7 protein-coding genes are annotated in these 12,198 nt (G+C 72.6%); 4 read left to right on the forward strand and 3 right to left on the reverse strand.

The features are described 5' to 3' along the window. Positions 1 to 10 precede the first annotated feature (10 nt). Together Q7T67_RS03245 and Q7T67_RS03250 are read right to left on the reverse strand one after the other, a co-directional pair. Positions 11 to 799: an alpha/beta fold hydrolase gene (locus Q7T67_RS03245; RefSeq protein WP_304785941.1), complete on the reverse strand. Its 789-nt coding sequence runs from the start codon at positions 797 to 799 to the stop codon at positions 11 to 13. A gap of 42 nt (positions 800 to 841) precedes the next feature. Then, positions 842 to 1,981 carry a N(5)-(carboxyethyl)ornithine synthase gene (locus Q7T67_RS03250; protein ID WP_304785943.1) on the reverse strand — a complete coding sequence of 380 codons (1,140 nt, stop codon included), beginning with the start codon at positions 1,979 to 1,981 and terminating at the stop codon, positions 842 to 844. Between the two features lie 547 nt (positions 1,982 to 2,528). On the opposite strand from Q7T67_RS03250, the gene Q7T67_RS03255 reads away from it, so the two are divergent. Together Q7T67_RS03255 and Q7T67_RS03260 are read left to right on the forward strand one after the other, a co-directional pair. Then, entirely contained in the window at positions 2,529 to 4,952 is a 2,424-nt protein-coding gene (locus Q7T67_RS03255; protein ID WP_304785944.1) for an Ig-like domain-containing protein, read from the forward strand. Between the two features lie 11 nt (positions 4,953 to 4,963). Next, the gene (locus tag Q7T67_RS03260; RefSeq protein WP_304785945.1) at positions 4,964 to 8,197 is read left to right on the forward strand and encodes a M14 family zinc carboxypeptidase; all 3,234 of its coding nucleotides are present in this window, start codon (positions 4,964 to 4,966) and stop codon (positions 8,195 to 8,197) included. A 168-nt stretch (positions 8,198 to 8,365) separates the two neighbouring features. Here Q7T67_RS03260 and Q7T67_RS03265 read toward each other — a convergent pair whose 3' ends face one another. Beyond that, positions 8,366 to 9,775 (reverse strand): S9 family peptidase, encoded by a 1,410-nt coding sequence (locus tag Q7T67_RS03265; RefSeq protein ID WP_304785947.1) that lies wholly within the window; start codon positions 9,773 to 9,775, stop codon positions 8,366 to 8,368. Positions 9,776 to 9,883: 108 nt separating this feature from the next. On the opposite strand from Q7T67_RS03265, the gene Q7T67_RS03270 reads away from it, so the two are divergent. Both Q7T67_RS03270 and Q7T67_RS03275 read left to right on the forward strand, forming a co-directional pair. After that, positions 9,884 to 10,921, forward strand: a complete 1,038-nt coding sequence (locus Q7T67_RS03270) for a phosphotransferase family protein (protein ID WP_304785949.1) — start codon at positions 9,884 to 9,886, stop codon at positions 10,919 to 10,921. A 73-nt stretch (positions 10,922 to 10,994) separates the two neighbouring features. Further along, positions 10,995 to 12,197, forward strand: coding sequence for an acyl-CoA dehydrogenase family protein (locus Q7T67_RS03275; RefSeq protein ID WP_304785951.1), 1,203 nt, complete (start codon positions 10,995 to 10,997; stop codon positions 12,195 to 12,197). The last annotated feature ends 1 nt before the right edge of the window (position 12,198 follow it).

Genomic DNA, 12,198 nt, shown 5'->3' on the forward strand with positions numbered 1-12,198 from the left:
CCGCGCACCCTCACCCCCCGGCGAACCCCAGGACCAGCTGCGCCGTCTCGAGCGGCACGTCGAGCTGCGGGCAGTGGCCGACGCCGTCCAGCTCGATCCAGTCGGCGTGGGGGAGCCAGTCGCGGCGGAAGCGCTCCGCGGTGGCCGGCCAGGGGAGCAGCCGGTCCTCGGTGCCCCAGGCGATGCGCACCGGGCAGGTGATGCGCTCGGCGTCCAGGTCGTAGCCCTCGCGGGCGGCGAACTCCAGCAGTGGTGCGGCGTCGCAGCGGGCGACGCCGAGCAGCTGGTGGGCCAGGAGCTCGGCGGGCAGGTGCTCGTGGTTCTCGGTCAGGAGCGCGGTCGCGCGCCGGCGGCCCTCCGGGGTCGACAGGAGCGACCGGGCGTGCGGGGCGATCGACCGCGCCTGCCGCTGCAGGTCGCCCTGCGACGACAGGAGCCCGCGGTACGAGACGTCGCCCGCCGGCCAGCCGCCCGCCGGGGCGAAGGCGACGACCGACCGCGCCCGGCCGCGGGCGGCGAGCTGGAGCGCCACGAACCCGCCGAGCGAGTTGCCGACGAGGTGCGCGGTCGGGAACCCGGCCTCCTCCATCGCCCGCTCGACCGCATCGGGGAGGGTCGCCGCGTCCACCCGGTCCGGCAGGGGCGGCCCGCCCGCGTGGCCGGCGAGGGTCACGGCGAGGACGTCGTGCCCGCGCTCCAGCGCCGGCAGCACGAGCTCCCACACCCGCCAGGTGTCGAGGAACCCGTGCAGGAGGACGAGGGGCGAACCGGACCCGCCACGGTGCGACGCGGTGAACACAGCCGCCCGCAGGTCGTCGTCCCCGCCCGCGTCCCCCACTCCTCAGCCCTTGGGGTGCGGGTACTCCGCCGAGCGGCCCTGGAACGACAGGATGCGCGGGTTCTGGACGCGACCCTCGCGGATCTCGATCGCGCGCCGGATCGTCTCGCTGCGGTCCCACTCGGCCGGGCCGGCGGCCACGATCGGCAGGTACTCCAGGAGCGCCTCGCTGTTCTCCCACGTGGAGGAGTCCCAGAGGAACGACGGACTGTGGTCGACGGCGTAGTAGTGGACCCCCTCGCCGACCTCGATCATCGGGTCGGCGAACGAGGTGGGCCGCGCCCACTCGAAGCCCATGCCCTCGTCGCACGAGACGTCCACGATCAGCGAGCCGGGCTGGAACAGCGGCAGGTCGTCGCAGGTGGCGAACGTCAGCGGGTCGTCGGTGTCCTGGAGGATGCAGTTGACGACGATGTCGTAGCCGGCCAGCTCCTTCGCCAGCGGCAGCGGCGCCGGGCCGGCGGACGGCAGCATCATCAGGCCGGCCTCGTCGCGCTCGAACTGCTGCATCCGCACCGAGGCGAACGGCGACGCGACGGAGGACACGCTGCGCTGCGTCAGGACCGTGACGTCGGAGACGCCGAGCGCCGAGAGGCCGCGGACCGCGCCACGCGCGGTCGCGCCGAAGCTGATGACGGCCGCGCGCAGCCGGCGGCCGTAGTCGCCCGTCGCGCCGCGCAGCTGCATCGCGTGCAGGACGGAGCAGTACCCCGCCAGCTCGTTGTTCTTGTGGAACACGTGGACCGAGAAGTTGCCCTCCTTGGTCCAGTGGTTCATCGCCTCCCACGCGATCAGGGTCAGGCCGCGGTCGATCGCCAGCTGGGTGAGCGCCTCGTCCTGCACGCAGTGCGGCCAGCCCCACACGACCTGGCCCTCGCGCAGCCCCTCGAGGTCGGCGACCAGGGGCTTGGGCAGGAGGATGACGTCGCTCTCCGCCAAGAGTTCCTCGCGGCTGCACATGCCGGCGACGAGGGGCTCGAGCTCGGCGTCGGAGCGGCCGAAGCGCTCGCCGTAGCCGTGCTCCAGCGTCATCCGCGCGCGCAGCTCGGGGGCGATGCGCTCGATGTGCGCGGGGTGGATCGCCAGTCGGCGCTCGTCGGCCTTGCCGGAGGACGAGACGACACCGATGGAGAGCTGAGGCACCCCACGAGTCTACGGGCGGGTGTCGGGCGGCCCCGGCAGGCGTGGCGCAGAAACGCTCGCCTACGTAGGAAATCACCACGGATCGACACCGTGTCAGATGTGTGCGGTGTCCGCGAAACCCCTGTTGTACAGCGGTCCTCCGGTGCTCGGCGCGGCTTGTACGCGATGGATCACATTCGTCTTGATCTACGTATTAGGTTCGAGCCGTGCAGCATCCACGGACACCACCGGTGGGGCCACGGAACGACGTGTCGGACGTCGTCCCGGGCCCCGCGACACGCCGGGCCCGCCGACCTTGGTGGTCCACGTCGCGTCTGCTCGCGTTCTCGTGAGCCCGTCCGTCGTCGCCGCGTCCTCCGGGACGCGGGACGTGCGCCGACCGGCCTGACCGCCGGCCCGCACCTGCCGCCCGACGTCCGGTCGGCTCCCCGTCCCGGCCCCCTCGAGGGCCGGCCGAGGAGTCCGCCGGACGTCACCGCCCGTCGGCGGCCGTCCTCCGGGGCGACCGACCCCGGGTCTCGTCCGATCATCCACAAGGGATCTGTCCATGAAGACCTTCGCCGTGCGGCCATCCGTCGCACTGATGGCGGTCGCGGGGAGCCTGGCCTTCGCGTCATCGGCCGGAGCGGCAACGCTCGCGGTCGACGACGACGGAGCCGACTGCCCCGCCGCGCCGTACACCTCGATCCAGTCCGCGGTCAACGCCGCGGTCCCGGGAGACACCGTCGCGGTGTGCGCCGGGGACTACGCCGAGGGCCCCGGCACGGTGGGGAGCAACGCGCTCCTCATCACCAAGAGCCTGACGCTCAAGGGCGCCGGCGCCGACCTCGTCCACATCTCGCCGAAGGCGTCCTCCACGGCCGGCGGCCGGATCATGGAGACGACCCCGGACCTGCGCAACGGCCTGGGCGACATCGTCGCCGTCGTCGGCGCGCCGACCCGGCCGATCACGGTCGACATCAGCGGCGTCACGGTCGACGGCTTCGACCCCGACGACAAGCCGATCGTCGTCGAGGCCGGCGTCGTCTACCTCGACGCCAAGGGCTCGATCAACCGCAGCCGCGTGACGAACCTCGTCACCTCCGAGGCCGACACCGCCTTCCAGCAGGACGGTGGCTACCGCGGCTCGCAGCCCGGCATCGGCATCGTGCAGACCTCGTCGACGCGCAACGCGCTGAACGACGGCACGCGCACGCTGAAGATCGAGCTGACGCGCGTCGACAAGTACAACCGGTTCGGCGTCCTCATCGACGGCGCGACCAACGACACCCCGCCGCTGACCCCGTCGGGCGTCATCAACCGCGGCGAGATCACGGCGAGCCAGATCGTCGGCCGCACGCAGTGCATCAACTTCGCCGGCACCGGCAACTGCGGCAGCCGCGGCACGGTCGACAACCTGACCACCGGCCCGCTGTTCGGGCAGGACGGCGTTCGGGTCACCGCCGGCTCGCGTGCGCAGATCTCCGACTCGCTGATCTCGCAGAACCTCGTCAACGGCACCGGTGCCCCGGTCCGCCCGACCGTCGCCAACGGCGACACGATCACCGCGCCGGGCAGCAACAACGGCAACCTCAACCTCGGTGCGGGCATCCGCCTGATCGGGGCGTTCCTCACCACGCCGCCGGTGTCCTCGGGCCTGAACCGGACGTACAACACGTCGGTCACGCGCTCGAACATCATGGACAACGCCTATGGCGCCCTGAACCTCCAGGCCGACGGCGCCACCGCCAACACCGGCACGAAGAACAACGCCGGCGGCGCGTCGAACGTCTTCCTCGCCGAGAACAACTGGTGGGGCCTGCGGGTCACCTCCCGCGCGGCCGGCGCCCCGGCCAACTCCGGCCCCGCGATCTCGCCGACGGCCAACCAGCCCTGGCCGGAGAACCCGGTCAACGGCACCGCGGCCACGGACTCCGACGACCCGGCGGGGATCACCTCGACGGCCGTCGACATGTTCCCGTTCCGGAGCGGCGTCGCGTCGACGCCCGACACGGGGCAGTTCACCCTCGCCAACGCGCCGCTCCCGATGGACGACGCGGCGCCGACCGGCGTCTCGATCGTCGCGAGCGCGCCGACGGTCGCCCCGGGCGGCAGCATCACGCTGACGGCCACGGGCGAGGACGACTACGGCGTCAAGCGGATCCGCTTCTACGACGGCGGCACGCTGATCGGTGAGACGACCGCGAAGAGCCCGACGACGACGGTCGCCCTCCCGGCGGACGCCGCCTGCGGCAGCACGCGCTCCTACACCGCGCTGGTCGGCGACTCGCTCGGCCAGACCACGGGCTCGGCCCCGGTCGTCGTGACGGTCGCCTGCCCGGCGCCCGCCCCGGCCCCCGGTCCGGGCACCTCGCCCGCCCCGGCTCCGGCCCCGGCACCCGCCCCGGCCCCGGCCCCGGCGGTCCCGACGATCTCGTTCGGCGTCAAGCCCACGACGATCCCGGGCTCCGGCTCGACGGTCTCCCTCGCGGTGTCCGCCGCGGCCGGCGTCCAGCGCGTCGAGGTCCGCCTCGGCGGCCGCCTCGTCTGCACCGAGACGAAGGCGCCGTACAGCTGCAAGATCAAGCCGACGGGCGCCGACGTCGGCGTCCAGGCGCTGACCGCGACGATCGTCGACAAGAACGGCAGCACGTCGGTCGTGACCTCCCGGGTGACGGTCGCGAAGTTCAAGCCGACGCTCCGCTCCAAGGTCACGAAGAAGAAGGTCGGCAGCCGTCTGCGCCGCACCTTCAAGGCCACCCTCGTCCTGCCCAAGGGCGTGACCAAGGCCCAGGGTTGCAAGGGCACGGTGACCCTCGTCGTCCGTCGCAACGGCCAGTCCGTCATCAACCAGCAGGTCAAGGTCTCCAAGTCCTGCACCGTCACCCGCTCGGTCACCGCCGCGCGGTCCGGCCAGAAGTTCACCGTGAGCGCGCGCTACGGCGGCAGCTCGGTGCTGGCCTCCAAGTCCATCAGCCGGAGGTTCTCGTGACGTCCCGTCGCATGAAGGCCACGCGAGCGCTGCTCGCCGTGGCCGCAACGGCGCTCGCCGGATCGGCCGCGCTGCCCGCAGCGTCGGTCGCCGCCGACGCGCCCCCCACGCAGTGCTCCGCCGCGCCCACCTTCGACGCCGGCGTGCTGTCGTGGGACAAGTTCTGGGCGGCGACGAAGGTCGCCATCGCCTCGAACAGCGCCGCTGACTGGGCGGCGGTCAAGGCGACCGACCCGTCGGTCCAGGCGACCCTGACCGGTCTGGCCCCGAAGGCCGTCCCGGCCCTCGGTACCGGTGCCGCACAGGCCGGCGGTGGCGCCGAGTCCGGCGGCGTCGGCGGTGCGACCCCGCAGGGCCGCAACCAGAGCGACGTGAACCTCGCCTACGCGGACTACCTCGTCCGCGTCACGGCCGACAACCCGCGCGTGAAGGTCATCAACAAGGAGATCGGCAAGTCCTCCCTGGGCCGCCGCATCGCCTTCTACGTGGTCGGCACGCCGGTCAACATCAACAACCTCGACGGCCCGAACGGCGACGCGGCGTACTGGCGCGGCGTCCGCGCCGGTGACATCCCGGAGGAGGACGGCCTGGAGGCCGCGGTCTCCAAGCCGGCCTTCGGCTGGATCACGGCGACCCCGCACGGTGGCGAGTCCGCCGCCGGCGAGTCGATCACGCGTGAGCTCTACGAGCTCGCCGCGCGCACCGACTGCGGCAACGTCAAGCGCCTGGTGAACATGGACCTGTTCATCCAGCTCGTGCGCAACCCCGACGGCCGCGACGCCGTCCAGCGCACCACCGCGTTCGGGTTCGACCCCAACCGCGACTTCGGCACGCGGAACTACGTCGAGAACAGCGAGTTCATCCCCAAGATGAACGAGTACCCCGGCCTGTTCTTCATTGACGCCCATCAGCAGGGCGGCTCGGCGTACTTCTTCCCGCCGAACGAGGACCCGGTCCACCACGAGATCTCGAGCTTCACGCTCGACACGGTCCAGAACAAGATCGGTCCGGCGCTGCAGGGCGCGTTCAACGACACGTCGACGCTCTACAACAACTACAGCCAGTACGACCTGTTCACGCCGGAGTACGGCGACACGGTCCCGTCGCTGATCATGGGCGCGGCCGGCATGACGTACGAGAAGGGCAACGCCGAGGTCTACTCCAAGCAGGTCTACGACCACTACCTCGCGATCGACACGACGATCAACACGATCGCCAACGACAAGATCAAGACCACCCAGGACTGGGTGCGCCAGTGGCAGGACGCCGTCTCGCAGGGCGCGGACTGCACCCTGCAGCCGAACAAGCTGGTCTCGCCGCTGCACGACGAGCTGACGCCGATCCCGGCGGACAAGCGCGTCTGCGGCTACTTCTTCCCGCCGGACCAGCACACCGGTGACGTCGGGAAGCTGATCGACGAGATGCAGGAGACCGGCGTCAAGGTCTTCAAGCTCAACAGCGCGACGACCCTCTCGGGCGTCAAGGAGTACGGCAAGGACGCGAAGACCGCGACCCTGCCGGCGGGCACGCTCTACATCCCGATGGCCCAGGGCATGAAGCACTGGATCCAGTCGGTCATGGGCGAGAACCCGTTCATCCCGTACCCGTACTACTACGACGTCGTGACCTGGTCCTACGGGATGCAGCGCGGCCTCGCGGGCTCCGGCTTCCTGACGGAGAAGGGCTCGGTCCCGACCGACATCACGCAGGTCGGAGCGCTGGACCTCGGCACCGCACCCACCGAGGCGTCGCCGGTCTACGCGTTCAACACGGACTCGGCGAAGGGCCTCGTGCTCTCCGCCAAGCTCCTGGGCAAGGGCGTCGCGGTCTCCCGCGCGACCACCGCGTTCACCGCGGCGGGCAAGCGGTTCTTCACCGGCGCGGCGCTCGTCCGGGCCACGTCGCTGACGGCAGCGGGCGTCGACATCAAGGCGCTGGCCGCCGAGCAGGACACCCCGGTCTCCGGCCTTGGCAGCTTCCCGGTCGCCACGAAGGCGATGACGAAGCCGAAGATCGGCCTCTTCACGGGTTCGGCCGCGGTCCCGGGCAACCCGCTGTACCCGACGACGGCGACCGATCCGAGCCCGAGCACCACGGGCGCGATCGGTGTGAACGCCGGACACTGCGCGGCACCCGGAGCTCCGACGGGCGCCACCTCGTTCTGCGAGGCGCTGTTCACGCTGCGGGTCAAGGACGACATGCCGGCCGACAGCGTCGTGCCGATCACGTCGACGCAGGTCAACGCGGGTGAGCTCGTCACCGGCGGCTACACCGCGATCATCGGCGCCGGGGCGAACATCACCGGCACGACGGCGACGGCGGTGCAGGCCTTCGTCAACGGGGGCGGCCGCTACGTCAACTACGGCACCAGCGGTGCGACGGGTGCCCGCAACGCCGGCCTGAGCAACGTCACGCAGACGACGGTGCAGTCGAACATGAAGACGCCGGGCTCGACCTACGACGCGACGTTCGACACCAGCGACCCGGTCGCCTGGGGCTTCGACCTCGGCGGCTGGATCTACCGCGCCTCCTCGACGGACCCGATGTTCGACGCGGCGTCCCTGACGGGCACCACGCCGAATCCGGCCTCGACGGCGGCGGTCAGCTACGCGACGGACCTCAACTCCGCCAAGTCGCTGAACGGGCAGAAGTACGGCCTGTCGGTCAACGCCACGGGCCCCGGCCTGCTGGACGGCCGCCCGGCGGTCATCAGCAGCTCGCCCGGCCAGGGTCACGCGACGGTGTTCGGCTGGAACCCGTTCTACCGGGCCTGGAAGGACCAGGACGAGCGTCTGGTCCTGAACGCGGCGATGTACCCGACGACGGCGACGGTCCCCGCCGACACCGCGGCCGTGGCGAAGGCCGCTGCCGCTCCGGACGCCCCGGCGCCCGTCGCCCTGACCGCGAAGACCACGGTCGAGGAGAACGCGCCGGTGAAGAAGGCGGACCTGCCCAAGCCGGTCCAGTCCAAGAAGCAGGCCCAGCACGACACGACGAAGGACTTCCAGCTCGTCGTGAAGGCGAAGTACAAGGCCAAGCTGAAGAAGGCCGTCAAGGCCGCGAAGATCCCGAAGGCGATCCGCAGGAAGATCGTCTTCAAGACCTCCGGCAAGAAGGTGAAGCTCGTCACGCTGTCGATCAGGAACGGCCGCACCGACGACTTCCACGATCGCCAGGAGTGGGTCACGAGCCTGATGGACCAGGTGAAGAAGCAGAAGGTCAAGGTGAAGGTCGGCCAGATGTAGCCGACCGGCACCGGCAGGACGGCGGGGCGCGACCGACGCGCCCCGCCGGCAGGACCACCGCCCCCGGCCGCCTCGTGCGTCCGGGGGCGGTGTGCGTCCGGGGACCCTCCCGCTCAGGTGGTCGTGCTCGGCCGAGACTCCAGGCCGGCCGCCCCGGGGAGGAGCGGCTCAGGCCCCCTGGTCCGTCAGCCAGGCGTCCATCGCCCGGCGGAACGCCTCGTGGGTGCGGCCCAGGGTGACCGCGTGGCCCGTGTCGGGCAGCTCGACGAGCCGGACCTCGCGCGAGCGCGGGTACGCCGTGTTCGCCTGGAGCTGGTTGGTCGGGGGAGAGAAGAGGACATCGTCCTGGCCCGAGATCACGAGCACCGGCGAGGTGATCGCCGTGCGCGTGGCGACCTGGTCGACGACGAGGCCCTGCGCCGCCGAGAGCAGGTCCCCGCAGGCGTCGACGTTGCGCCGCCGCAGGGTCGCTGCCGCCACCGCCGGGTCGATGTCGTGGAAGTGGCCCGCCGCGAAGTCCGCGTCCGTGCGGCCGAACGCCGCGTAGTTCGGGGCGCCGGTCGTGCCGTTCGGACGCGGCGCGGTCACGCAGTCCGCGCCGGCGACCGCGAAGGTCGTCAGGGCGAACGGCGACGGCACGTCGGTGTAGCTGACCACCGCGAGCGCGTCGGCGCTGCCGAACGAGTACTGGGAGACCTGCGCGATGAAGCCACCGAGCGAGTGGCCGGCGAGCACGACGCGCCGGAACGCCGGCACCCCGTCACGGCCGGTCGAGCCGGAGACCTTCCCGGAGCGCAGGGCGCCGATCACCTGGTCGGCCATGTCGGCCTGCGCCGGGATGCACGTCGCGTTCCCGTCGCCGAGCTGTCCGTTCGACGGGTTGCCCAGCCGGTCGATCACCACGGACGCGTGGCCCGCCCGCGCCTGCTCGAGGCCGTAGTCGTAGCCGGGCACGTCCCCGAAGCGGAAGAAGAAGCTCGAGTAGCCGACACCGTGCAGGTAGAGCGCGACCGCGGGCCGCGCTGCATCGAGCGTCGCCCGCGGGGCCACGAGCGAGCCCTTCACGGTGTAGGTCTTCCCGTCGGGCGCACCCAGGCACGGGGTCGCGGTGCGGTTGCGATTGACCACCGGCACGCTGATCGGCACGTCGACGATCTCGCCGACGCCGATCCGCGCGTAGACCGGCGGGCCGTGCGACCCGGTCCGCGTGCGGGTGCGGACCCGCAGGTCGCCCGTCGCGGAGGCCGACGTGCCGATCACCGCGCTCATCGTGCGCCGGCGCGCCCCGAGGGTGATCGTCCGCAGCGGCTTCCAGACCCCGGCGTCGCAGCGCTCGACGACGACCGCGGAGCCCTTCCGCGCGGCGCGGCCCCGGGCCGACGCGGCGGGCGCGACGGACAGGCGCAGCGCCGCACCGGTGGCGACGCGCCGGACCGCCGCGGTGGTCCCGCAGACCGCGGCGGTGGCCGCGGACCCGCCGGTCAGCGTCGTGCGTGGAGCGGCCGACGCGGCGGTCGGCGCGGCCGCGGCGAGCACCGCCCCGGACGTGAGCAGGAGGGCGAGGACGCGGGACGGCACGACCCGACCCTACGGGCGGCCGACGCGTGCGGGAAGCACGGAAGGCGTGCACCGCGGGGCGCCCCGGCTCCCGGACACCGACGGTGTCGTGGCGGGATACTCGGGCTCATGGACGTGACTCCGCCCGAGCCTCCGGCCCTGCTTCCCGGCATCGACGTCCCCGCGGTCGAGGCCTGGTGGACCGGGCGCGTCGCCGGAGGGGCCGCGCCACTGGCCTTCGCCCGGATCGCCGGCGGGCGCTCCAACCTCACCTACCGCGTCACCGACGCAGCCGGTCGCGTGAGCGTCCTGCGACGCCCGCCGGCCGGGGCGGTCCTGGAGTCCGCGCACGACGTGCTGCGCGAGGCCCGGATCGTCGGGGCGCTCGCGTCCGGCGCGGTCCCCGTCCCCGTGGTCCTCGGGGTCTGCGACGAGCCGACGGTGACGGGTGCGCCGTTCTACGTCATGGACCACGTCGACGGTGCCGTCCTGCACGACGACGCCGCGATGCTCGCGGGGTTCGCCGAGCGCGACCGGCCGACCGTCGCGCGGTCGATGATCGACGGGCTCGCGGCCCTGCACGACCTCGACGTCGACGCGGCCGGCCTGGGCGACCTGGGCCGGCGCGAGGGCTACGTCGCCCGGCAGCTGGACCGCTGGCACCGCCAGTGGGAGGCCTCCCGCACCCGTGAGGTGCCGCTGATCGACGAGGTCCACGCCCGGCTCTCCGCGGCGGTGCCCGAGCAGCAGCGCGTCTCGATCGTCCACGGCGACTACCGGCTGGGCAACGTGATCCTCGGCCCCGACGGCGCCCTGCGCGCCGTGCTGGACTGGGAGCTCTGCACCCTGGGGGACCCGCTGGCCGACGTCGGCTACACCCTGGCCTGGTGGGTCGGTGCCGACGAGGCGGCGACCCACCCGCTCGGCCGTGGGCCCAGCAGCGTGCCGGGGGTCCCCGGCCGCGACGTGCTGCTGCAGCGGTACGCCGGGGCGACCGGCCTCGACGTCTCGCGGATCGACTTCTACGTCGCGTTCGCGCTGTGGAAGATCGCCTGCATCATGGAGGGCGTCCGCGAGCGGGACCTGCGGACGCGGCCCGACGAGGCGCCGCCCGAGACGCAGGTCCCGGCGCTTGTCGAGTCGGCGCTGCGGGCGCTCGGCGGCTGACCCGGCGGCGCCCGGAGCCGACGCCCCGAACAAAAGGGTGTACTGCGGGACGGTCCCTGGTACTGTCGCCCGTATGCCCGCCGACCGCCTGCTGCCCTCCTCCGAGGCCGAGGAGCTCGTCTCCCTCGCCCGCGACCTGGCCGCCGGCGAGCTCGCGCCGCACGCCGCACAGGCCGAGGCGGACCACGCGTTCCCGCGCTCGACGTTCGCCCACCTCGGCGAGCTCGGGCTGCTCGGCATGCCCTACGACGAGTCCTACGGGGGTGCCGGGCTGGGCTACGAGGTCTACCTCCAGGCGCTCGAGGAGCTCGCCGGCGCCTGGGCGAGCGTCGCCATCGGCGTCTCCGTCCACGTCATGTCCTGCTATCCGCTGGCGACGTTCGGCACGGACGAGCAGCGCGCCCGGTGGCTCCCGGACATGGTGGGCGGCTCGCTGCTGGGCGGCTACTGCCTGTCGGAGGCCGACGCCGGCTCCGACCCGGCCGCGATGCGCTGCCGCGCCGAGAAGGTCGACGGCGGCTACCGCCTGACCGGCAGCAAGGCGTGGGTCACCCACGGCGGCGAGGCCGACTTCTACTCCGTGTTCGCACGCACCTCGGACCACCGCTCGCGCGGCATCTCGTGCTTCCTCGTCCCGGCCGACGCCGAGGGCCTGAGCGCCGGGCACCCCGAGTCGAAGATGGGCCTGACCGGCTCGACCACCGCGACGATCGAGCTCGACGGCGTCTTCGTCGAGGACGGGCGGCTGCTCGGCGACGAGGGCCAGGGCCTGCAGATCGCGCTGTCGGCGCTGGACTCCGGGCGCCTGGGCATCGCGGCGGCCGCCGTCGGCCTCGCGCAGTCGGCGCTGGACCACTCCGTCCGGTACGCGAGCGAGCGCGAGACGTTCGGCAAGCCGATCATCGAGCACCAGGGCCTCGGGTTCCTGCTCGCCGACATGGCCGCCGCCGTCGACTCGGCCCGCGCGACGGTGCTCGACGCCGCCCGCCGCAAGGACCTCGGCCGTCCGTTCGCGCGGCAGGCCTCCGTCGCCAAGCTGATCGCCACCGACGCCGCCATGCGCGTCACGACCGACGCCGTGCAGGTCCTCGGCGGCGCCGGCTACACGACCGACTTCCCGGTCGAGCGGTTCATGCGCGAGGCGAAGATCATGCAGATCTTCGAGGGCACCAACCAGATCCAGCGGATGGTCATCAGCCGTCACCTGCAGCGCGACGAGGGCGGCGCGGCGCAGACGATCAGCGCCTCCCGGACGGCCGGCGCGAAGGCGGCCTGAG

It is taken from the genome of Patulibacter sp. (genome assembly GCF_030655195.1).
Lineage (GTDB): Bacteria > Actinomycetota > Thermoleophilia > Solirubrobacterales > Solirubrobacteraceae > Patulibacter.